Below are 24166 nucleotides of genomic sequence, written 5' to 3'. Positions count from 1 at the left end.
GGGGATAAACTTTTAAGTAGAAGAGCAGAGAGGATGAGGAATTATGGAAGAGGAAAAAAAGAGGGAGCTTTGCCGCGAAATGATGACGCAGGATCCGAGACTTGCGAGAACAATCCTCACATATTTTGAAGAGGAAGATTTTCAGAGGATTTCTGATCATAAGACAGGAGGCGGAGTGATCGGCGGGAAGGCATGCGGATTTGTCCTGGTGGAGAAGATGATGGAGACACTTCTTGGCGAGTATGCAGACCGGTGGGAGCGCTGTCCCTCCTGGTTTGTGGGAACGGAGATTTTCTGCCAGGTACGGGACGGAAAAACGGTCGAAACGTTCCGGGGAGAGTTTGAGAGGATCCTGAATTATTTTAACGGAGCACCGTATATCGTCCGTTCCAGCAGCCTGATGGAAGACGGGTATGACAATGCTTTTTTTGGAAAGTATGAGTCCGTTTTCTGCTCGAATCAGGGGACAGAAGAAGAGCGGATCCGGGAAATGCTGAACGCGGTTTCAAGAGTCTACGACAGTGTGAAGAATCAGGAAGCGGTGGAATACCGGAAGAAATGGCATCGGAAAGATCAGGAAGAGCAGATGGGGCTTCTGATTCAAAAGGCAGCGGGGACACAGATCGGAAGTCTGTATTTTCCGGCTGCTGCGGGGATGGGATGCTCCTACAATCCATACAAATGGATGGAACACATCAATCCGGAAGCAGGGATGCTCCGGCTGGTGGCAGGGCTTGGAACGAGAGCCGTAACCCGGACACCGGGGGATTATCCGCGGCTGGTAGGCCTGGACTGCGCGCAGGGGAATCTCTGGGGAACGACAGGGGAGAAGCACAAGTACTCTCAGCGTCAGGTGGATGTGATCGATCTGGATGCCCGTAAGATCTGTACGAAAAATCTGTCGGAGCTTCTGGATATCTTCCCGAAATCTTATCGTCGACTGCTTCTGGACCGGGATACGGATGCGGAAGAACTGCTTGCAAGACGGGGAGACTACCGGAAGATCTATTTTGCGGACTGTCAGGGACTGGTGGAAGACCGTACGTTTATCCGGATGATGAAAACGCTTCTGAAAAAACTGGAGGAGAATTACCGGCAGCCGGTGGATATCGAGTTTGCCGTGAATGCATCGGAAGATGGATGGAAAGTAACCCTTGTACAGTGCAGGCCGCTGCGTTCGGGAATTTCGGATCAGGTCAAGATCCCGAAAGATAAAGATGGAGAATTCCTGTTTGATGTGCGGCGGACTTCCATGCGGCGTTCCAAAGAGCAGAAGCTTGATTATATTGTCTGGGTGGATCCGCAGGCGTACTATGACTATCCATATAAGAAGAAACCGGATGTTGGGCATGTGATCGGAAAGATTAATCATTATCTGGAGGAGACGGAGGAGAAAGCACTCCTTCTGGCTCCCGGCAGAATCGGGACTTCGTCACCGGAGCTTGGTGTTCCGGTTTCCTATGCGGATATCAGCAGTTTCGGAGCTATCTGTGAAGTGGCGTACGGGAAGGCAGGGTACCGGCCGGAACTTTCCTATGGAAGCCACATGTTCCAGAATCTGGTTGAGGCTGACGTTTACTACGGAGCGATCAACGAGAACAGCAAGACAAGAATCTACCGCCCGGAGATGCTTTCGGCCTGCCCGGAAGTGACAGAGAGATTAGCCGGAGAAACCGCGGCGGAACTGCTGCGGATCGTAAAAGTGTATGATGTGCGGGGACATGCGGTATTGTATCTGGATGCGGCGGATGGCAGAGCGGTGTGCCGGCTGGCGGAAAGCAAAAAAGAGAAGGAAGAATCATGAAGGAAAATACATTTGCAAACATGGAATATGTCTATGAAGTTTATAAAGAAGGAAGCTTTTCCAGGGCGGCGGCCAATCTTTACATTTCGCAGCCTGCTCTTAGTGCAACGGTAAAGAAGATTGAAAAGAAGATCGGAATGCCGCTGTTCGACAGAAGCACGGTGCCGATCCAACTGACGGAATGCGGGAAAAAATATATCAAGACGGCAGAAAAGATCATGGATCTGGAGGAGGAGTTTGAGTGTTATGTCGGGAATCTGAACGACATGCTCACAGGGCGCCTGAGTATCGGCGGGACCTATCTGTTTATCTCGTTTGTACTGCCGGGGATTATCAAGAAATTCCGTGAGAAATTTCCGCAGATCAAACTGAACCTTGTGGAAGCGCACACTTCCCAGATCGAGAAGAAGCTCTTTTCAGGGGAAGTGGATCTGATGCTGGATAACTATCCGATGGATGAGGAGATCTATGACAGGCGGTTTTTTATGAAAGAGAATCTGCTGCTTGCCGTGCCTGCTTCGTTTGAAAGCAACAAAGCGGCTCAGGCATGGGGTATGACATCGGATGATATCAAGCAGAATGTCCATATGCGTCCGGAAGTCTACGGTGTGGCGCTGAAACTGTTTGAGCAGGATCCGTTCCTCATGCTGCGGGCTCACAATGATACAAGAGAACGGGTGGAGGCAATCTGTAAACGGGCCGGATTTGTGCCGCGTGTGGCGTTTAAGATGGATCAGATCCTGTCTATCCTGGCATATACAGAACGGGAGATGGGGATCGCGATTGTAAGTGACACGGTAGTAAAAAGCCTTCCGTACAACCGGAATATTATATACTATAAAATTGATGATCCGGCAGCGCAGCGTAATGTATATTTCTATTACCGTAAAAATAAATATTTCACAAAGTGTATGGCAGAATTTATGAAAATTGCGGTGGAAGAAAAAGAATTATAAACATTCTGTTATGAAACATATAAAAGAAACAAATAATAAGAAGAAAAACAGTACCCGGGAAAAAGGAAAGTTTTCGGGCGCTGTTTTTTTGTGTGGGAAAGATATACAATTTATGGATACAAAGAGAAAATTATCAGTCAAAATAAAAGGGATTATAAGGGAACAGTTATATAAGTCATTCTGATTAGTTATTTGAAACTGATATTTATAAAAATTATAATGGAATCATGTGAAAAGCGCTTGAACGAAAAGGCAGGGAACTGCCGGAAAATCTAAAAGGAAGAGAGGATGAACCTCCGGTCTGTGGGAGAACGGGCGGACATGCGTACCACGGGCCGTATGAACATGATACAGCGGAAGGAATGGATCTTGCCGTGAGAGTGATCAAAGAAATTCTTTCCCTGTACGTAAAACAGTAGAAAGGTAGAAGAAATATGAAAACACAAGATAAGAAAATACAATGGTATGTCCTTGCATTTATGTCATTTTCTACCGTGTGGGGATTTGGAAATGTATTAAACGGATTTATCTATTTTAACGGAACGCAGGTAATGCTCAGCTGGATTCTGATGTTTGCCCTGTACTTTATTCCGTATGCCCTGATGGTCGGAGAACTGGGCTCCGCTTTCAAGAACAGCGGAAGCGGTGTCAATTCCTGGATCTATGAGACAACAGGACCGAAGATCGCTTATTATGCAGGATGGACGTACTGGGCATGTCACATCACTTACATTGCCAGCAAGGGAAGCGGCGGGCTTAAAGCGCTGAGCTGGGCGATTTTCCGTGATCATGAGACCTATGATACGATTCCGACGGTTTATGTACAGCTTGCGACACTGGCAGTATTTCTGATCTGCTGCTATATTGCCAGCAGAGGTCTTAATCCATTGAAGAAGCTGACAACGATTGCCGGAACCAGCATGTTTGTCATGTCCCTTTTGTACATCGTAATGATGTTCGCTGCACCTGCGATTAACCCGGGCGCAGATTTTATCAGTCTGGATTTCAGTCTGGATAATTTGATTCCGAATTTTAATATGGGTTACTTCACAAGCCTTTCCATTCTGGTCTTTGCGGTAGGCGGATGCGAGAAAATTTCTCCTTATGTCAATAAAGTAAAAGATCCAAGTAAAGGTTTTCCAAAGGGAATTATCTTTATGGCGGTCATGGTGGCAGGATGTGCGATCCTTGGAACAATCGCCATGGGAATGATGTTTGATCCGGCGGTGATCAATGAAAGCCAGGAGACGTTTGATTCTTATGCCGCGAACGGTGCTTATTGGGCGTTCCAGCGTCTGGGCGAGTATTACCATGTGGGAGACTTGTTCCTGGTTCTTTATGCGCTCTGCAACATGATCGGACAGTTCGCAATTTTGATTTTAAGTATTGACGCACCTCTTCGTATGCTTCTTGATAACGAGAAGACAAAAGAATTCATTCCAAGCAAACTGTTGAAAAAGAACAAATACGGTGCGTTCAGCAATGGAATCTGGCTGGTGGTCATTCTTTCCGGCGCAATTATTTTGATCCAGACCGTGATGCCTGGAGCGGCATCCGTTCTTCAGCAGCTGACAAGATTGAATTCTGTCTGTATGCCGCTCCGTTATCTGTGGGTATTTGTAGCCTACATTGCGCTGCGGAGAGCGATCAAGCGTATTCCGGCAGAGTACCGGTTTGTGAAGAGCCAAAAGATAGCATATTTCTTCGGAGGCTGGTGTTTTGTTGTGACAGCGGCGTGCTGTATTATGGGAATGTACAGCAAAGATCCGATGACCATGGCGCTCAACATCATCACACCGATTGTTCTGACTGCACTTGGCCTGATCCTGCCAAAGATTGCAAAGCGGGAACGGGAGAAAGGAATGGTACAGGATGTATAATAAGATGATGGATACGCAGGTGTGCAAAGATGAGGCGCTGGAACTGGCAGCCTTTATCCAGAATTCGCCGACACCGTTTCATGCGGTGGAGCAGATGGCAGAGATTTTGAAGCGGGAGGGATTTCTCCCGCTGGCAGAATCCGAAAGATGGGAAATCCACAGAGGCGGGCGCTATTATGTGACCCGCAATCATTCCAGTATCCTGGCATTTGAGGTGGGAAACGACGTGCAGGACTATGGATTCCAGATTGCGGCGTCTCACAGTGATTCTCCCACATTCAAGGTAAAAGAACGTGCCGAAATGACAGTGAAAGGGCATTATACAAAGCTTAACACAGAAGGCTATGGTGGAATGCTCTGCGCACCGTGGTTTGACCGTCCGCTTTCTCTGGCGGGAAGAGCAGTCGTGCGCACAAAAGACGGAATACAGGAGCGTCTGGTGAAGATCGACAGAGATCTTCTGTTGATTCCGAGTCTTGCAATTCACATGAACCGTAAAGTCAATGAGGGACAGAAATTTAACCTTCAGGAGGATATGCTGCCTCTGTTGTCTGCCAGGGAACTGGAGCTGGATACGGTCAGGAAGCTGATCGCGGAGGAATTGCAGATAAGGCCGGAACATATTCTTGGAATGGATCTTTTCTTATATAACAGGATGAAACCTTCGATCTGGGGGCTGGAGGAAGAGTTCCTTTCCTGCCCTCAGCTGGATGACCTTCAATGCGCCTATGCATCTTTGAAAGGATTCCTGAAAGGGGAAAATCCGGGAGGCATCAATGTCTTTGCGTGCTTTGACAACGAGGAAGTGGGATCCGGGACCAAACAGGGTGCCGCATCCACGTTCCTGACAGATGTCCTGAAACGGGTCAACAGGGCCCTTGGAAAAGGGGAAGATGATTTCTGCCGGGCAGCTGCATCCAGCTTTCTTCTGAGCTGTGACAATGCACATGCTGTGCATCCGAATTACCCTCAGAAAACCGATGAGGGGAACTGTGCATATTTAAATGAGGGAATTGTTATTAAGTCCCATGCGGGACAGAAATATACAAGTGACGGCATCAGTACGGCGCTGTTTCAGGAAATCTGCCGGAAAGCGGGGGTGCCGGTACAGTATTTTGCTAACCGCTCTGACATGGCCGGAGGAAGCACGCTTGGCAATCTTGCCATGGCGCAGATGTCTATGAAAGCCGTTGATATCGGGCTCCCGCAGCTTGCCATGCATTCATCCTATGAGACTTCGGGAATCAAGGATCTTGTGTATCTGGAACAAGCGTCAGAAATCTTTTTCCGCACACAACTGCTGGAAGAGGCCGACGGTACCATCCGAATGACCATTCATGAATAAGCATTGAAATAAGTATAAGTATTGAAAAACAGGCATCGGCCGGGAATCAGACATCCCGGACCGTGCCTGCTTTTTGTTTAGCAGAAATTTCACAGTATCGGATCAGATTTCGTAGGTGCCTTTCTGAAGAAGCACATGATCTTCCAGCATACGCCTGCCGCCGGCAATGACCGTATGGATGGAAAGATCTTCTTCCAGAAGTAAAAGGTCTGCATCGGAGCCGGCACGGATACATCCTTTTTTCGGGAAGAGTTCCAGCGATCTGGCCGTGTTGGAAGTGGCAAAGCACAGAGCCTCTTCCAGAGGGAGCTGATATTCCTGGACGAGGACTTTGACCTCCTTCAGAACCGTATCTACCGGTGCGTATCCGATTGCAAGAAGACTGCCGGATTCATCATAAGTGGACCAGCTTCCCATTCCATCGGAACTTATGGTGATCTGCTCCATCGGGATACCACGTTCTCTGGCCTCCATGATACAGGCGGCCGGGCGTCCGGCTCCGTCAATCCCGCAGGTCAGATCGATGAAGCCGCCCTGGCGGGCAAACGCAAACGCTTCCTCCAGAAGCTCACGTTTACGGTTGACGTGGGTCGGATGAAAGATCTTGACCGGAATGGCTGTCCGTGCAAGTGCTTCCCGGACAGGTGCAAGACCGGACGGGGCATCGCCCATATGAAGGACAACGATACCGCATTTTCCGGAGAGCATTCCGGCGGTACGGGTGTCACTTCCGAGCCGCATGAGCTCATTGACAGTGACGTTTGGCGCTCTGTGATCCGAAAGGGCGAGTTTCACCCCCAAAATCTCATCGATAAATACGAGATCTCTTTTGACGTCTCCGGTCAGAGTGACGGACGGAAAGCCATAGGAACCGGTGCAGGCATAGGTGCTGATTCCTTCTTCTTTCAGTGCTTTGACACGGGCAAGCAGATTTTCAACGCTTCTGGTAATTCCGTCTGTTCCGAGAAGACCGACTACAGTAGTGACACCGCCCCGAATCAGATCTGACAGGGAGACAGGAGGAACCTGAGTGTGAAAACTGCCTTCGCCGCCGCCTCCGGTGACGTGCACGTGCGGATCGATGATTCCGGGAATGAGCAGTTTTCCTGTTCCGTCAATCACATGACAGGATGGAAGCGGGAGAGAGATGCGGTCCTCTATGGCTTCGATCTGTCCTCCGCAGACGAGTACATCTTTGATTCCGATAATGTGAGGTGTATAGACTTCTGCTTGTTTGATTAAAATCATGTTCAAATCCTCCGTCAGCCGCATCCGGAATCCGGATGCCGTTTTTTTACTTTATTCAGGATCATTGTACCATGAATGATGGAATCTGGGTATTATAGAAACCCGAAAGAAGATTTCTTGCATCATCTGATTTCAATATGATAGAATGAAGCTTAAATATGAAGAGGGGGGCTATGAGAATGAAAATGGAACGATATCGGATCACAAAAGCCGCCTTCATTCCTGCTACGCGTGGGGTGTGCTGGCTGTCGTAGTAGTTTCGGCGGGATTTATGACTGCTTTTGGCAGTGAAAACTGGCAGAGCATAACGTTGGTTCTGACCTTGCTCCCTGCAGTAACATCTATTATGATGGCGACCTGCTTGGCCTGGCGCTCTTTGGAGCCGCAATCGGGCTGGGGCGGACGCTGTATTCAAAATATGGAAAAGGCATTGACCGGATTCTTTTGTTCGGAGCTTTGGGAACAACCGCATGCTATGCAGTTGCAGCACTTTCTGATTCGGCTGCGGCAGGACTGGTTTCCTGTGCAATAACCGGATTTTTTGTTTCGATGCTCTGGCCGGGAAGCCCGATTGCGGTGACAAACAAGGTTCCGAATGCGGGGGTTGCGCTGTTTGCTCTGATGGCTGTCGGAGGAGATCTGGGGGCGACCTTCTATCCGCAGATTGTCGGGGTGATCACAGACAGCGCCGTCAGAAGTGAAAATGTGACGGCCTTTGCGCAGCAGTTTGGATATACAGCGGAACAGTTTGGAATGAAAGCAGGAATGTGCTTTGCGGTACTGGCACCGCTTCTTGGGAGTCTGCTGTTTTACAGAGCGATGAAAATCCCGTCAAAAACAGAAGAATAAAAATTAGCAAAAAATATTGACAACCATGAGTATATATGGTATTGTTACGAAGTAACTGCCGAAGACAGTAGGTGCCGGACGGCATAAGGATCAAAACGCCTACCGAGGAAGACAAAATTCTTTACTTGAATGTTGACCTCTCTGTCTTTTTGCAGAGAGGTTTTTTCTGGCAGCTCACAAATACTACAAGGAGGTGCGTTAATCGTGGCAAAAGTGGAATTAAAACAGCCAATCGTGCAGGCGATCGCTGATGACATCAAGGATGCACAGTCAGTTGTCATTGTTGACTACCGTGGACTTACAGTAGCACAGGACACAGAACTGCGTAAACAGTTAAGAGAAGCAGGTGTCATTTACAAAGTCTGCAAGAACACAATGATGAAAAGAGCTTTTGAAGGTACGGATTTCGCAGGTCTGGAAGAATACCTGGAAGGACCGAGCGCAATGGTTGTATCTAAAGACGATGCTACAGCTCCGGCAAGAATCATCTGCAAGTTCGCCAAGACAGCAGAGGCTCTGGAAGTAAAAGCCGGTGTAGTAGAAGGAACCGTTTACGATGCAGCAGGAATCACAGAACTTTCCAAGATTCCTTCAAGAGAAGAGCTCCTTTCCAAATTGCTTGGAAGCTTACAGTCACCTATCACAAATCTTGCTCGTGTACTTAATCAGATCGCTGAACAGGGTGGAGCAGAGGCGTGCGAGGCAGCAGCAGAGGAAGCTCCGGCAGAAGAACCAGCTGAAACACCAGCTGAGTAATTGATTCAGAATCATTGATTCAAGAGAACGAAACCGATACAAAATATGGAGGTAAATAAAATGGCAAAATTAACAACAGCTGAATTTATTGAAGCTATCAAAGAATTATCTGTATTAGAATTAAACGATTTAGTAAAAGCATGTGAAGAAGAATTTGGTGTATCCGCAGCAGCAGGTGTTGTTGTAGCAGCAGCAGGCGGAGAAGCAGCAGCAGCTGAAGAAAAGACAGAGTTCGATGTAGAACTTGTTTCTGCAGGTGCTTCCAAAGTTAAAGTAATCAAAGTTGTTCGTGAAATCACAGGACTTGGATTAAAAGAAGCAAAAGACCTTGTTGACAACGCTCCGAAGGTAGTAAAAGAAGCTGTATCCAAAGAAGAAGCTGAAGAAATCAAAGCTAAACTCGAAGGAGAAGGCGCTGAAGTTAACGTTAAATAATTTCGTTGATGGAATGATGATGGCAGGATTCGCAGGAATCCTGCCATTTTTTGTTTAACAGGAAGCTTCGGTTCCTGCAAATGATAGATGTTCCCTTTCTGAGCATGGGTGAACAGAAATAAATTGTGCAAAATATATATTTTTCACCAGTTGTAATAAGATTAATTGTGCATTATAATAAATGGCATGGAGATGATTTCTCTTTGGGATGAAAGAGAAATATCATATGACAGTATGGGATCAAGGAGGAAAAAGACATGATAATCACAGCGGAACATCTGATTACCGGAGACGGAAGCACCGTGCTTGAGAAGGCGGCAGTGCTGATCGGAAAGGATGGCAAAATTGCAAAAGTAGGGAAGAAGGAAGAATTGACTGCCCAATATCCGGAGGAAGAAGTCAAAGATTATGGGGAGGCAACAATTTTGCCGGGACTTACCGATATGCATGCACATCTGGGATACTGGTTCAGCCAGCCGGACAGCTTCAACTATAATGATCAGATGATTATGATGTATGCACTTCAGCATGCGCAGGCAGCATTTACGAAAGGAATCACAAGTGTCAGAGACTGCTATTCTCCGCACGGAGTGTGCAAGACATTGAAACTTGCGGAGGAGAAAGGATTTATCACGATTCCCCGTATCACGCATGTGGGAGAAGGTATGTGTATGACGGGTGGACACTGCTGGGATGAAGTTGTTGAAGTGGACGGACCATGGGCAATCCGCAAAGAGATCAGAAAGCAGAGAAGAGATGGAGCGGAATGGATCAAACTGCTTACAAGCCACCGTTCCCATATTCCGGAGTACACCCAGGAAGAATTAGATGCGGCGGCAGATGAGTGCCACAGAAGAGGAATCAAATGTGTTGTTCACGCGGGAACTCATCCATCGATTCAGATGTGTATTGATGCCGGGTTCGATACGATTGAACACGGAACATTCCTGACAGTAGAGCAGGCGCAGCAGATGAAAGAAAAGGGAATTGCGTGGACGCCGACGATTTTTGCCTATACATATTTATATGAAGTGTGCAAGAAGAACATCGAGGAGGGAAACGCGGATGTATTCAATGATCCGGTTGCCGCAAAAGAGCAGAGGGATTATCAGTTCTATGAGCCGGCATATGAAGCCTACCGTGATCATTTTAAAGAGCTTTATGATACAGGTGTGACGGTCTGCACCGGAAGCGATATGGTAATGTACGGTGCTCCGGTTCTTCCAATCGCTCAGGAAATGGAGCTGATGGTAAAATACGGAATCACTCCGGTACAGGCGATTCAGACATCAACAGCAAACCCTGCAAAAGTTCTCGGAAGAGAAGATGAACTTGGAATGATTAAAGAAGGTCTGCTGGCAGACATTCTTGTAGTAGACGGAGATCTGAGCAAAGACATCTCCTGTGTTTATAATGTCAATACGGTATACCTTGGTGGAAAAACCGTATATTCACAGGGAGTAAGATTTGTATAAATCAGCCCTGGAATAGAAGAGTTCCTGTAGATTCTGACAGGGAATAATATAAGAAAGTGAAAAATCCCCTTCGGAAATGACCGCGCCGCTGGTGTGCGGATTCCCGGAGGGGATTTTTTGTATTGAGAAACTTGTTTCGCCTTGTTTAGTTTTCGATGCCGGCCAGCTGTTTCATTTTATCGTATGTAAAGTGGTTGAAGACGGCAATCGTGCGTCCCACTCCGATCATGGCAAGAATCGTGCCGACGCCGATGCCTATCAGATGCCCGGCGAAAGTGAGGCTTAATGTGATTGTGATGGAAATATTGAGCACATCGAAGCAGTTTTTGGTAAAGCCGACGCTTTTGTGTGCCGTATCTGCGATGGCCTGAACAATTCCATCACCTGGATTTGGTACGATGCGCATATTCAGGGACATGGCGGCTCCGATCCCGGTTAGAATGATTGCGATGACCAGAACGATGACGCGAAATGCCATTTCTCCTGCACTGCTTTCTGAACCGGAGTAAAGAGCCGGGATCAAAGCGGAGAATGCATTGAGAAACCGCGTAAAAATGAGGCTTAAAGGGATCTGGAGAATGTCCATCAGGAAAATCAGCTTCCGGTCACGCTTTCCTGCCTGGGACAGTGCGCCGTGTGATTCTTCTACATAGCGGTGTTCTCTTATGAGATGAAGAATAAGTTCGATGACCACAAAGAGGGAATAGAGAGCAAGAGTCATGTTGCCGAAATTATGTCCGGAGATGACTGCCGTGCTGTAAGCGACTGAGATAATAGGTGAGACTCCGAGCCCTGTCTTGGTGTTCAAGGTCAGACCCAGTGCGAGCACCAGAAGACCGATGATATAGAACAGTACACGGAAGAACGTAGATTGTTTCATGAAAATTCCTGCCTTCCTTCTAAGAAATGCTGCCATAAATCTGGCAGCATTTCTATTTTAGAGGTATTGGCAGGCATTTGTCAAATGGCAGAGTCAAGGACCTTCTTTAATTCTGCAGCGGATTTCTGAAGTTTTTCTTTTTCCTCCTGACTCAGCGGGATTTCCAGTACCTGTTCGGCGCCTTTTGCGGAGACAATGGTAGGAACACTGATGCACAGATCCGTGAGCCCGTATTCTCCCTCCATCAGACTGGAAACCGGGAGCACGGAATGCTCGTTGCGGATAATGCTCTCCGCGATCCGGTTCACCGCCATGGCAACACCGTAGTAGGTGGCGCCTTTCCGCTCGATGATTTCGTAAGCGCTGTCCCGCACGGTCCGGTAAATCCGGTCCATGGCCTCATCATGCTCGTAGTGGCCGCGGAGCTCGCAGAAATCATTGATGCCGATACCGGAGACATTGGCGCTGCTCCAGACGGCAAGCTCGCTGTCGCCGTGTTCACCGATAATATAGGCGTGAACGCTTCGGCTGTCCACATTGAGATGCTCGCTTAAGAGGTAGCGGAAACGGGCGGAATCAAGCACGGTGCCGCTTCCGAGGACCCGTTCTTTTGGGTAGCCGGAAATTTTGAGGGCGGCGTAGGTGAGGATGTCCACCGGATTTGCCACGATCAGCAGGATTCCTTCAAAATTTCTCTTTGTGATTTCGGGAATGATGGATTTGAAAATAGCTACATTCTTGTGGACGAGATCCAGTCTTGTCTCACCGGGTTTCTGGTTGGCGCCCGCTGTAATGATAATCAGCGAACAGTCGCTGATGTCGTCGTAACTTCCGGCGTAAATTTTCATAGGGGAAGTAAACGGCCGGCCGTGACTCAAATCCATGGCTTCGCCTTCTGCTTTGGCATGGTTGGCATCGATCAGAACCAGCTCTGAAAATAATCCTTTGTGTACCAGGCTGAATGCGGATGAAGCTCCGACAAATCCGCAGCCGATGATAGCGGCTTTTCTAATATTTATCATATCTGTTTCCTCCAAATAATTGTAATTCTAAAAAAATAGTAACAATTCTTGTTATCAACATAGCATAATATATGGAGAATTACAAGGGGTGAAAAAAATAAAAATTTTTCTTGACACGTGGAATGTGCTTGTGATACAATAAAATGCACTATTGTGGGAAGATGGGCTGTGAAGAGAGCAGAAAATGCTTGAATTTCCCGCAATAAACTATGAAAACTGGTGATTTTCACGAGAATAATAATACAAGGAGTGAAACGTCAATGGAGAAAAACAGAATTCGTCCCATGAAAAGCGGAAGAAGTTCCCGGATGACCTATTCCAGACAAAAAGAAGTTCTTGAGATGCCAAATCTGATTGAGGTTCAGAAAGATTCCTATCAGTGGTTCCTCGACGAGGGCTTGAAAGAAGTGTTCGACGACATTTCGCCGATTACGGATTACAGCGGACAGCTGAGCCTGGAATTTGTCGATTTTACATTATGCGAAGATGATGTGAAGTATACGATCGAGGAATGCAAAGAGCGGGATGCGACTTATGCAGCGCCTTTGAAAGTAAGGGTAAGGCTTTATAATAAGGAAACGGATGAGATCAACGAACACGAGATCTTTATGGGCGATCTGCCTATTATGACGAAGACAGGTACTTTTGTCATCAATGGTGCGGAACGTGTCATCGTAAGCCAGCTTGTACGTTCGCCTGGCATTTACTACGGAATCGCACATGACAAAATCGGTAAGCAGCTCTATTCCTGTACCGTGATTCCGAACCGTGGTGCATGGCTGGAATATGAGACAGACTCTAATGACGTTTTCTATGTAAGGGTAGACAGGACAAGAAAGGTGCCGATCACCGTGCTGATCCGTGCGCTTGGCGTGGGCACCAATCCGGAGATCATCGAAATGTTCGGCGAAGAGCCGAAGATTCTTGCAAGTTTCGGCAAAGATACTGCTGAAAACTATCAGGAAGGTCTCCTCGAACTTTACAAAAAGATCCGTCCGGGCGAGCCGCTTGCAGTAGACAGTGCGGAAAGCCTGATTACAAGCATGTTCTTCGATCCAAGAAGATATGACCTTGCAAGAGTCGGACGTTACAAATTTAATAAGAAATTACTCCTTAAGAACAGAATCACAGGACATGTTCTTGCAAGAGAAGTGTTCAGTCCATTGACAGGCGAGATCCTGGCGGAAGCAGGAACGGAAGTGACAAGGGAGCTTGCCGATACGATTCAGAACAATGCGGTGCCGTTTGTATGGATCAGCCGTGAGGGCGAGGACAGGGACATCAAAGTCCTTTCCAATATGGCGGTAGATCTCAAAGAGGTGACCGGCATTGAGCCAAAAGAAGTAGGAGTTTCCGAGCTTGTGTATTACCCGGTTCTTGCAGATCTGATGGAAGAAGCGGCAGGCGATACAGAAGAGCTCAAAGAAGCAGTCAGAAAGAATCTCCATGAGCTTGTTCCGAAGCATATCACAAAGGAGGACATTTTTGCGTCCATCAACTACAACATGCATCTGGAATACGGCCTTGGAAATGACGATGATATCGACCATCTGGGCAACAGACGTATCCGTGCGGTAGGAGAACTTCTCCAGAACCAGTACCGGATCGGACTTTCCCGTCTGGAAAGAGTTGTCCGTGAAAGAATGACAACACAGGATCTGGAAGGTATCTCACCACAGTCTCTGATCAACATCAAACCGGTGACCGCGGCGGTGAAGGAGTTCTTCGGTTCCTCACAGCTGTCCCAGTTCATGGATCAGAACAATCCGCTTGGCGAGCTGACACACAAGAGACGTCTTTCCGCACTTGGACCGGGAGGTCTTTCCAGAGACCGTGCAGGATTCGAGGTGCGAGACGTTCACTATTCCCATTACGGAAGAATGTGCCCGATCGAGACGCCTGAAGGTCCGAACATCGGTCTGATCAACTCTCTTGCAACTTACGCAAGAATCAATAAATATGGTTTTGTCGAGGCTCCGTACCGGAAGATCGACAAGAGCGATCCGGAAAATCCGGTCGTAACAGACGAAGTTGTCTACATGACAGCAGACGAAGAGGACAACTACCACGTAGCACAGGCGAACGAACCGCTGGATGCAGAAGGACATTTTGTGAGAAAGAATGTATCCGGTCGTTACCGTGAAGAGACACAGGAATACGAGAGAAGCAAATTTGACTACATGGACGTGTCTCCGAAGATGGTATTCTCCGTTGCTACAGCGCTGATTCCTTTCCTGGAAAACGATGATGCCAACCGTGCGCTGATGGGATCCAACATGCAGCGTCAGGCAGTACCGCTTCTGACAACAGAGGCTCCGGTAGTCGGTACAGGTATGGAAGAGAAATCCGCGGTAGACTCCGGTGTCTGCGTCGTTGCAGAGGAAGCAGGCGTTGTAGAAAGAGCTGCTTCCACAGAGATCATTATCCGTCAGGACGACGGCGTGAAGAAGACTTACAAGCTGACCAAGTTCTTACGAAGCAACCAGTCCAACTGTTACAACCAGAGACCGATTGTATTCAAGGGCGACAGAGTGGAGAAGGGAGAAGTCATCGCAGACGGACCGTCCACATCCAACGGTGAGATGGCTCTTGGTAAGAACCCGCTGATCGGATTCATGACATGGGAAGGATATAACTACGAGGATGCCGTTCTCTTAAGCGAGCGCCTTGTTCAGGATGATGTATATACATCCGTTCATATAGAAGAATATGAGGCAGAAGCACGTGACACGAAGCTGGGACCGGAAGAGATTACACGGGATATCCCGGGTGTCGGTGATGATGCACTTAAAGACCTGGATGAAAGAGGAATCATCCGTATCGGTGCGGAAGTACGTGCCGGCGATATCCTTGTCGGAAAGGTTACTCCGAAAGGAGAGACGGAGCTGACAGCGGAAGAGCGTCTGTTAAGAGCGATCTTCGGTGAGAAAGCCCGCGAAGTCAGAGATACTTCTCTGAAAGTACCGCATGGTGAATATGGTATTGTCGTAGATGCCAAAGTATTCACAAGAGAAAACGGAGACGAACTTTCTCCGGGTGTAAACCAGGCAGTGCGCATTTACATTGCCCAGAAGAGAAAGATCTCTGTAGGAGATAAAATGGCCGGACGTCACGGAAACAAGGGTGTCGTTTCCCGCGTGCTCCCGGTAGAGGATATGCCGTTCCTTCCAAACGGACGTCCGCTTGATATCGTGCTGAACCCGCTTGGTGTGCCTTCCCGTATGAACATCGGACAGGTACTTGAGATTCACCTGAGTCTTGCGGCAAAAGCACTTGGATTTAATGTGGCAACTCCGGTATTCGACGGAGCAAACGAAAATGACATTATGGATACACTTGACCTGGCGAACGATTATGTAAATCTTTCCTGGGAAGAGTTTGAAGAAAAGCATAAAGAGGAGCTTCTTCCTGAAGTAATGCAGTATCTCTATGACAACAGGGAACACAGAAAGCTGTGGAAAGGCGTGCCGATTTCCAGAGACGGTAAAGTACGCCTGAGAGACGGACGTACAGGTGAGTACTTCGACAGCCCGGTTACGATCGGACACATGCATTACCTGAAACTGCACCACCTTGTTGATGACAAGATCCATGCACGTTCCACAGGTCCTTACTCCCTCGTTACACAGCAGCCGCTCGGTGGTAAAGCACAGTTCGGTGGACAGCGTTTCGGAGAGATGGAGGTATGGGCACTGGAGGCATACGGTGCGTCCTACACCCTGCAGGAGATCCTGACAGTAAAATCCGACGATGTGATCGGCCGTGTGAAGACATACGAAGCCATCATCAAAGGAGACAACATTCCGGAGCCGGGTATTCCGGAGTCCTTCAAGGTACTTTTAAAAGAGCTTCAGTCTCTCGGACTGGATGTACGTGTGCTCAGAGACGACAATACAGAAGTTGAGATCATGGAGACATCCGATTACGGTGAGACGAACTTAAATGCAATCATTGAAGGAGACAGAAGGTATTCCAACGACAGGGAGTCCTACGGAGAGCATGGTTTCTCACAGCAGGAATTCCAGGGAGAAGAATTAGTTGACATCGAAGAAGGACAGGATGAAGAAGAACTGGATTTTAACGACGAAGACTTTACGATTGATTTTGACGAAATGTCAGATGAAGAATAGAAAGGGGTGCCGTAATGACGGGAAACAATAATGAAGCGACGTATCAGCCGATGACCTTTGATGCGATCAAGATCGGGCTGGCATCACCTGAAAAGATTCTGGAGTGGTCAAGAGGCGAGGTAACAAAGCCGGAGACCATCAACTACAGAACTTTAAAGCCGGAACGCGACGGGCTGTTCTGCGAACGTATTTTCGGACCAAGCAAGGACTGGGAATGTCACTGTGGTAAATATAAGAAAATCCGTTATAAAGGTGTGATCTGTGACCGCTGCGGTGTTGAGGTTACGAAATCTGCAGTACGCCGTGAGCGTATGGGACATATCGCACTGGCGGCTCCGGTATCCCATATCTGGTATTTTAAAGGAATCCCGAGCCGGATGGGACTGATTCTCGACCTTTCTCCGAGAACACTGGAGAAAGTACTGTACTTTGCTTCCTACATTGTACTCGATAAAGGGGAGACAGATTTACAGTACAAACAGGTGCTCTCCGAACAGGAATATCAGGAAGCAAGAGAAAAATGGGGAAGCGCATTCCGTGTCGGCATGGGCGCGGAAGCGATTCAGGAACTGTTAAAGAATATTGATCTGGAAAAGGAATACCATGAGTTAAGAGACGGACTCGAAGGAGCGACCGGACAGAAACGTGCAAGAATCGTAAAACGTCTGGAAGTTGTGGAAGCGTTCCGTGAATCCGGAAACAAACCGGAGTGGATGATCATGACGGTCATCCCGGTTATTCCGCCGGATCTGCGTCCGATGGTTCAGCTTGATGGAGGACGTTTTGCAACATCTGACTTAAATGACCTTTACAGAAGAATCATCAACCGTAACAACCGTCTGAGAAGACTTCTGGAGCTTGGAGCCCCGGATATCATCGTAAGAAACGAAAAGAGAATGCTTCAGGAAGCAGTTGACGCCCTGATCGACAACGGCCGCCGCGGCCGTCCGGTTACAGGACCGGGAAACCGTGCCCTGAAATCTCTTTCCGATATGTTAAAAGGAAAGTCCGGACGTTTCCGTCAGAACCTGCTCGGAAAACGTGTTGACTATTCCGGACGTTCCGTTATCGTAGTAGGACCGGAACTGAAGATCTATCAGTGCGGTCTGCCGAAAGAAATGGCAATCGAGCTGTTCAAACCGTTCGTAATGAAAGAGCTTGTTGCAAACGGTACAGCACACAATATCAAAAACGCAAAGAAAATGGTGGAAAGACTTCAGACGGAAGTCTGGGATGTCCTGGAAGATGTCATTAAAGAGCATCCGGTTATGCTGAACCGTGCCCCTACACTGCACAGACTTGGTATCCAGGCATTCGAGCCGATTCTTGTAGAAGGTAAGGCAATCAAGCTTCACCCGCTCGTATGTACAGCGTTCAACGCCGACTTCGATGGTGACCAGATGGCGGTTCATCTTCCGCTTTCCGTAGAAGCACAGGCAGAGTGCCGTTTCCTTCTCCTTTCACCGAACAACCTTCTGAAACCTTCAGACGGTGGCCCGGTAGCCGTTCCTTCACAGGATATGGTACTTGGTATCTACTACCTGACACAGGAAAGACCAGGTGTGAAAGGTGAAGGCAAGTTCTTCAAGAGCGTAAACGAAGCAATCCTTGCCTACGAAAACCAGGTAATCACACTGCACTCACGGATCAAGGTACGTGTCTCCAAGACAATGCCGGACGGAACTGTGAAGTCAGGAACAGTAGAGTCCACACTGGGACGGTTCCTCTTCAACGAAATCATTCCGCAGGATCTCGGATTCGTGGATAGAACCGTAGAAGGAAATGAGCTTCTTCTGGAAGTCGATTTCCATGTCGGCAAGAAGCAGTTAAAGAAGATCCTGGAAAAGGTTATCAATACACATGGTGCATCTGCAACAGCAGAAGTACTTGATAACGTAAAATCCATCGGATACAAGTTCTCTACGAGAGCTGCTATGACAGTATCTATCTCCGATATGACCGTTCCGCCGCAGAAGCCGCAGATGATCCAGCAGGCACAGGATACGGTGGATAAGATCACAAGAAACTTCAAACGTGGTCTCATCACAGAAGAGGAGCGTTACAAAGAAGTCGTTGAGACATGGAAGGCAACTGACGATGCCCTGACAGAGGCACTGCTTTCCGGTCTGGATAAATACAACAATATCTTCATGATGGCGGATTCCGGAGCCCGTGGTTCTGACAAGCAGATCAAACAGCTTGCCGGTATGCGTGGTCTGATGGCAGATACGACCGGACGTACGATCGAGCTGCCGATCAAGTCCAACTTCCGTGAAGGTCTGGACGTACTGGAATACTTCATGTCCGCCCACGGAGCACGTAAAGGTCTGTCCGATACGGCGCTTCGTACAGCCGATTCCGGTTACTTGACAAGACGTCTTGTAGACGTTTCCCAGGAACTTTCTATCCGCGAAGTAGACTGCGTGGAGAAGGGAGAAGAAATCCCGGGAATGTATGTCAAGGCATTTACGGACGGAAATGAAGAGATTGAAAGCCTTCAGGAGCGTATCACAGGACGTTATTCCTGCGAGACGATCTGCGACAGAGAAGGCAATGTGATTGTCAAAGCAAATCACATGATCACACCAAAACGTGCGGCTGCGATCGTAACAAAAGGTGTGGATGAAAACGGCAACGAGATCAAAAAGGTGAAGATCCGTACCATCCTGACATGTAAATCCCATCTGGGTGTCTGCGCAAAATGTTACGGTGCCAACATGGCAACAGGAGAGCCGGTACAGGTCGGCGAGGCAGTCGGAATCATTGCTGCCCAGTCCATCGGTGAGCCTGGTACACAGCTTACCATGCGTACCTTCCATACAGGTGGTGTTGCCGGTGACGATATCACACAGGGTCTTCCTCGTGTCGAAGAGCTTTTCGAGGCAAGAAAGCCGAAGGGACTTGCAATCATTACAGAGTTCGCCGGAAAAGCAACGATCAACGATACAAAGAAGAAACGTGAGATCATCGTTACCAACAATGAGACAGGGGAATCCAAGGCATACCTCATTCCGTACGGTTCCAGAATCAAGATTCAGGACGGCGTGGAACTGGAAGCCGGAGACGAGCTTACAGAAGGTAGTGTCAACCCGCACGATATCCTGAGAATCAAAGGTCTGCGTGCTGTACAGGATTACATGATTCAGGAAGTGCAGAGAGTATACCGTCTCCAGGGTGTAGATATCAACGATAAGCACATCGAAGTCATTGTGCGTCAGATGCTGAAGAAAGTCCGTATCGAGGAGAATGGAGATTCCGAATTCCTTCCGGGCACTATGGTAGACGCCCTTGAGTTCGAAGACAGAAATAAAGAACTCGTGGCTGAAGGTAAAGAGCCGGCAACAGGAGAGCAGATCATGCTTGGTATTACCAAGGCGGCACTTGCTACAAACTCCTTCCTGTCCGCAGCTTCCTTCCAGGAGACAACAAAAGTCCTCACAGAAGCAGCCATCAAAGGAAAAGTCGATCCGCTGATCGGTCTGAAAGAGAACGTTATCATCGGTAAACTGATTCCGGTTGGTACCGGTATGAGCAAATACCGCAATATCAAGCTGAATACAGATGCGATGATCGAAGCTCAGAAAGAAGAAGAGGCACGCCTCCGCAGAGAAGCTGAAGAAAAGGAAAATGCAAAAGAAGACGAGAAAGCAGAATCCGAAGCAGCTGAGGAGGATACAGAGATTCTTGGTGCAGATCTGGATCTGACAGAAGAACCGGAAGCGGAAACAGCTGAAGAGACGGCAGAGGAAGTTTCCGAAGAAACATCCGAAGAGGAAAGCCAGGAGACAGAAACAGAAGAATAAGAACGATCTGTAGAATAGTTTACTCAGGTAAAGCATAGCGCCCTGCGGGAAATCCCGCAGGGCGCTTATATTTTGACCCTGTAAAGCAAGTATCGGGTATTTCGCCGTTTTCAAATTCGTGCTATACTATAGGGTAAAGACAAAAGAAAAAGGGAAAGGATGATGAAAAATGAATCAGTTTCAAGGATTGACAACAGATGATATTTCAGGCTTTGAGGAGAAGTATGCGGGCAGTGCGCTCTGCCGTGCGATGACGAACGCGCTTTATAAACATTCGGTAAAGGATGCGGCGTTTTGCCATGCAGGGCTTGCATCCTCCCAGTATGCATTCTCCATTGATATCCCGACGCTTCCGGTGACGAATCAGAAAGCCAGCGGACGCTGCTGGATTTTCTCTGCGCTGAATGTGCTCCGTGAAGTGACGGCAAAGAAATGCAATCTGGACAAATTTGAGCTTTCCCAGAACTACACAGCATTCTGGGACAAGTTTGAAAAGGCCAATTATATGCTGGAGAGCATTATTGATCTGGCGGACCGCTCGGTGGACGACCGTACCGTGTGCCACATTCTTTCAGAAGGCGTCGGCGACGGAGGCCAGTGGGATATGTTTGTCAATCTCGTGGAAAAGTACGGAGTGGTTCCGAAGAGTGCCATGGAGGAAACCTACCAGAGCAGCAATACGAGAGATATGAATGCGCTTCTGAATTCCAGACTGCGCCTGTGTGCTGCAAAGCTTCGTGAGACTGTACGAAACGGCGGGGATGCCCATGCAGAGAAAAAAGAGATGATGGCAGATATCTACAGCTTCCTGTGCATGTGCTTCGGCAAGCCGCCGAAGACCTTTGATTTTGAGTATGTAGATAAAGAGAAGAAGTACCATGTAGTACGGAATCTGACTCCAAAGACTTTTTATGAGGAGTATGTGGGACTGAAGCTCCATGAAGATTATGTCAGCATTATCAATTCGCCGACCGAAGACAAGCCGTTTGGAAAAAGCTACACGGTAGACTATCTTGGCAATGTGGCAGAGGGCGCTCCGGTGCGTTACTATAATCTGCCGATGGATACGCTGAAAGGTCTGATTATCTGCCAGCTGTCAGGCGGAGAGGTCGTATGGTTTGGAAGCGATGTCGGAAAATACGGTGAAAGAGACATGGGACTCTGGTGCACGGAGTGCTATGATTTTGAGGGTACCTACGGCATGCAGTTTGATATGGAAAAAGGTGCCGGGCTTGACTACCGGGAGAGCGCGATGAACCATGCCATGGTGATTACCGGTGTGGATCTGGATGAGGAAGGAAAAGCACTCAAATGGAAAATCCAGAACAGCTGGAGTGATGAGCACGGTGAAAAGGGATATTATCTGATGAGCGCGGACTGGTTTGACCGGTATGTGTACCAGGCAGTGATTAATAAAAAATATTTGACCAAAGAGCAGCTTGAGGAGGCTGCGCAGGAGCCGGTTCATCTGAATCCATGGGATCCGATGGGAACACTGGCTCGATAACATACTAGACAAAAATGTATTCAGGAGGAAAGAACAATGGCGATTACACGCGATCAGGCATATGAGATTTTACATAAATACATGGAAGGAGAACGCTACCTGGAGCATTCCTATGCGGTGGAAGCGATCATGCGGGGAGTCGCAGAAAAGCTTGCTCCTGAAGAAGTGGAATACTGGGGCGTAGTGGGGCTTCTTCATGATCTGGATGAGGAACACTGCGAGTGGAAGGAGCACCCGGAGACCCACGGACCGACATCGGTGGAAATCCTGAAAAAAGAAGGAATTGATGATCCGGTACTGTTTGACGCCATTTGTGCCCACAATCCGGAAAGCGGCGTGAAAGCAAAAACAAAACTTCAGTATGCGATTCTTGCATCCGATCCGATGAGTGGTTTTTTGAAAGCCATTGCTCAGATCTATCCGGATAAAAAGATTGCAAGCGTCAAACATAAATCTGTGCTCAAACGTTTCCGTGAGCTTCGGTTTGCAGCCGGTGCCAACCGCGACTATATGGAAGCGATTGAATTTACGGGCATGGATTTTGACGAATTTATCGACATTGCACTGGAAGCAATGCGCGGTATTGCGGACCGGATAGGATTGTAGGAGCAGGCAGATGGTATTTGAAAATATGCTGACGATGCAGGGGATGATGTTCTTCTTTGTGATCGTTGGATTTATCGTAAGAAAAAGAGGAATAGTAGGCACGACAGGAAGGTTGAACATGGTGGATCTGTGTCTGTATGTGCTGCTGCCGTTTAACATTTTTCATGCGTTTCTTGTACAGCCCCATCATGATGTCTGGAAGCCGGTTGTCATGACGGTGCTGTTATCCGTGCTGTATAATATGATATCTGTGGCGTCAGCGTTTCTGTTGTACAAAAAAACAGATGAGGAAAAGAGAAAGCCGCTCCGGTACGGGACGATTGTTTCTAACGGCGGCTTTCTGGGAAATCCGGTAATTGAAAGTATTTACGGGACGTCCGGGCTTTTGTATGCGTCAGTCTTCATGCTCCCGGTCCGGGTGGTCATGTGGTCGGTGGGCGTCTCCTGCTTTCTGCCGGGTCAGAAAAAGAACGTGCTGAAAAAGGTAGTCACCCATCCGTGCATTGTTTCGATTTATCTGGGGCTGATCGTCATGTTTCTTCCGGTATCCTGGCCGGACTTCTTTACCCGGGCGGTGGAGGGATTGAGCAGCGCCAATACGCCGATGAGTATGATGCTGATCGGAATGATGCTGGCGGAGATGGATCCAAGAGGATTGATTGACCGCACCATGGTATTTTATGCGGCAGTCCGCCTCGTATTGATCCCGGCGGTTGTATTTGCCGTGACAGCTCCTCTTCCGGTGAATCCGGTGCTGCGGGGGATTACCGTAATCATGGCCGGAATGCCGGCTCCGGTCACAACGGCGCTTCTTTCTTCCAAGTACCACGGGGATGAACGGTACGCGACAGGGATGATTTTCCTCAGTACCCTGTTGTCGCTTCTGACACTTCCGCTTTGGTGCCTGGCACTTGGCTAAAGAGGAAAAAGCATAGAAAAAAGCGATAAATAAAAAGAAATTGTCTATAAAATAACTGTCAAAATATTAACTGACAAGTTTATTATTTAACACTTGACTCTGGAGTAAGTGAATTTTATAATAACTTTAAAGTTGAATGATGAACCTGTGAGATACCACTATAGCGCAGTGTGCGGCGCGGGAATGATAGCCGGAGCCGAAGGGGCATGCAAGAAACTCTCAGGCAAAAGGAACAGGTTCGGACAACACTCTGGAGAACAATATGATTGTACCGAAGAAGTAATCTGGCGTGCAGCACAGCACTGCTGGATAATCTTTCAGGTAAAAGGACAGAGGCAGATGAAAGGACTTCTCATGATGGAGAAGTTACTTGATCTGCTTTTTTTGTTGCCCCGGATTTTCGGCCGGAATCCGTATCGACAGAAAAAGCAAGAATATTGATTGAATAATTCGCAAACCCCCATCTGAGATGGGGGAATAGGCGAAGCCGTAGCGTTACATAAGGTACCATAGGAAAAACCTCCTATGTTATAATGTTGTGGGTTCGCAGC

Annotated in this window: 17 protein-coding genes, 1 riboswitch and 1 other annotated feature; of the genes, 14 read left to right on the top strand and 3 right to left on the bottom strand. The window is 48.0% G+C overall.

The window, feature by feature from the left end; translation table 11 throughout:
- Positions 1 to 43 precede the first annotated feature (43 nt).
- From H6A32_RS10495 to H6A32_RS10480, 4 genes are all read left to right on the top strand, one after another.
- Positions 44 to 1804 carry a PEP/pyruvate-binding domain-containing protein gene (locus H6A32_RS10495; protein ID WP_191427432.1) on the top strand — a complete coding sequence of 587 codons (1761 nt, stop codon included), beginning with the start codon at positions 44 to 46 and terminating at the stop codon, positions 1802 to 1804.
- Positions 1801 to 2760 carry a LysR family transcriptional regulator gene (locus tag H6A32_RS10490; protein WP_204864304.1) on the top strand — a complete coding sequence of 320 codons (960 nt, stop codon included), beginning with the start codon at positions 1801 to 1803 and terminating at the stop codon, positions 2758 to 2760. The genes H6A32_RS10495 and H6A32_RS10490 overlap by 4 nt, the downstream gene beginning before the upstream one ends.
- Positions 2761 to 3194: 434 nt before the next feature.
- Positions 3195 to 4640 carry an APC family permease gene (locus H6A32_RS10485; RefSeq protein WP_138373405.1) on the top strand — a complete coding sequence of 482 codons (1446 nt, stop codon included), beginning with the start codon at positions 3195 to 3197 and terminating at the stop codon, positions 4638 to 4640.
- A complete protein-coding gene (locus H6A32_RS10480; RefSeq protein ID WP_243424902.1) occupies positions 4633 to 5985 on the top strand; it encodes a M18 family aminopeptidase in 1353 nt (450 codons plus the stop codon). Before H6A32_RS10485 ends, H6A32_RS10480 begins: the two co-directional genes overlap by 8 nt.
- A 102-nt stretch (positions 5986 to 6087) precedes the next feature.
- On the opposite strand, the gene iadA is transcribed toward H6A32_RS10480, so the two are convergent.
- On the bottom strand, positions 6088 to 7233 hold the full coding sequence (gene iadA, locus H6A32_RS10475) for a beta-aspartyl-peptidase (RefSeq protein WP_204864303.1): 1146 nt from the start codon (positions 7231 to 7233) through the stop codon (positions 6088 to 6090).
- A 145-nt stretch (positions 7234 to 7378) separates the two neighbouring features.
- On the opposite strand from iadA, the gene H6A32_RS10470 reads away from it, so the two are divergent.
- From H6A32_RS10470 to H6A32_RS10450, 5 genes are all read left to right on the top strand, one after another.
- Positions 7379 to 7765 (top strand): hypothetical protein, encoded by a 387-nt coding sequence (locus H6A32_RS10470; RefSeq protein ID WP_204864302.1) that lies wholly within the window; start codon positions 7379 to 7381, stop codon positions 7763 to 7765.
- Positions 7690 to 8082: a hypothetical protein gene (locus H6A32_RS10465; RefSeq protein ID WP_204864301.1), complete on the top strand. Its 393-nt coding sequence runs from the start codon at positions 7690 to 7692 to the stop codon at positions 8080 to 8082. The genes H6A32_RS10470 and H6A32_RS10465 overlap by 76 nt, the downstream gene beginning before the upstream one ends.
- Positions 8083 to 8122: 40 nt before the next feature.
- Positions 8123 to 8257: a sequence feature (ribosomal protein L10 leader region), on the top strand.
- Positions 8258 to 8286: 29 nt separating this feature from the next.
- Positions 8287 to 8838 (top strand): 50S ribosomal protein L10, encoded by a 552-nt coding sequence (rplJ, locus tag H6A32_RS10460; protein ID WP_087167024.1) that lies wholly within the window; start codon positions 8287 to 8289, stop codon positions 8836 to 8838.
- A gap of 60 nt (positions 8839 to 8898) precedes the next feature.
- Positions 8899 to 9273, top strand: coding sequence for a 50S ribosomal protein L7/L12 (rplL, locus tag H6A32_RS10455; RefSeq protein WP_087167025.1), 375 nt, complete (start codon positions 8899 to 8901; stop codon positions 9271 to 9273).
- A 257-nt stretch (positions 9274 to 9530) separates the two neighbouring features.
- The gene (locus H6A32_RS10450; RefSeq protein WP_087167026.1) at positions 9531 to 10748 is read left to right on the top strand and encodes an amidohydrolase family protein; all 1218 of its coding nucleotides are present in this window, start codon (positions 9531 to 9533) and stop codon (positions 10746 to 10748) included.
- A gap of 145 nt (positions 10749 to 10893) precedes the next feature.
- On the opposite strand, the gene H6A32_RS10445 is transcribed toward H6A32_RS10450, so the two are convergent.
- Complete coding sequence (locus tag H6A32_RS10445; RefSeq protein ID WP_087167027.1) at positions 10894 to 11628, bottom strand: DUF6198 family protein; 735 nt, start codon at positions 11626 to 11628, stop codon at positions 10894 to 10896.
- Between the two features lie 80 nt (positions 11629 to 11708).
- Positions 11709 to 12650 carry an L-lactate dehydrogenase gene (locus H6A32_RS10440; RefSeq protein ID WP_204864300.1) on the bottom strand — a complete coding sequence of 314 codons (942 nt, stop codon included), beginning with the start codon at positions 12648 to 12650 and terminating at the stop codon, positions 11709 to 11711.
- 260 nt (positions 12651 to 12910) lie between these two features.
- Between H6A32_RS10440 and H6A32_RS10435 the strand changes: the two genes are divergently transcribed.
- From H6A32_RS10435 to H6A32_RS10415, 5 genes are all read left to right on the top strand, one after another.
- Positions 12911 to 16780: a DNA-directed RNA polymerase subunit beta gene (locus tag H6A32_RS10435; RefSeq protein ID WP_087167029.1), complete on the top strand. Its 3870-nt coding sequence runs from the start codon at positions 12911 to 12913 to the stop codon at positions 16778 to 16780.
- A gap of 14 nt (positions 16781 to 16794) precedes the next feature.
- Positions 16795 to 20583, top strand: a complete 3789-nt coding sequence (gene rpoC / locus H6A32_RS10430; RefSeq protein ID WP_204864299.1) for a DNA-directed RNA polymerase subunit beta' — start codon at positions 16795 to 16797, stop codon at positions 20581 to 20583.
- A gap of 169 nt (positions 20584 to 20752) precedes the next feature.
- Positions 20753 to 22090 (top strand): aminopeptidase C, encoded by a 1338-nt coding sequence (locus H6A32_RS10425; protein ID WP_204864298.1) that lies wholly within the window; start codon positions 20753 to 20755, stop codon positions 22088 to 22090.
- Between the two features lie 36 nt (positions 22091 to 22126).
- Positions 22127 to 22696: an HD domain-containing protein gene (locus H6A32_RS10420; RefSeq protein ID WP_087167032.1), complete on the top strand. Its 570-nt coding sequence runs from the start codon at positions 22127 to 22129 to the stop codon at positions 22694 to 22696.
- 10 nt (positions 22697 to 22706) lie between these two features.
- Positions 22707 to 23615: an AEC family transporter gene (locus H6A32_RS10415; protein WP_204864297.1), complete on the top strand. Its 909-nt coding sequence runs from the start codon at positions 22707 to 22709 to the stop codon at positions 23613 to 23615.
- Positions 23616 to 23855: 240 nt separating this feature from the next.
- Positions 23856 to 23958: riboswitch (glycine riboswitch) on the top strand.
- The last annotated feature ends 208 nt before the right edge of the window (positions 23959 to 24166 follow it).

The sequence above is a fragment of the Drancourtella massiliensis genome (assembly GCF_016900655.1).
GTDB lineage: Bacteria > Bacillota > Clostridia > Lachnospirales > Lachnospiraceae > Sellimonas > Sellimonas catena.
Note: the sequence above shows the minus strand (reverse complement) of the source record. Positions and strands in the feature narration are given on the sequence as shown.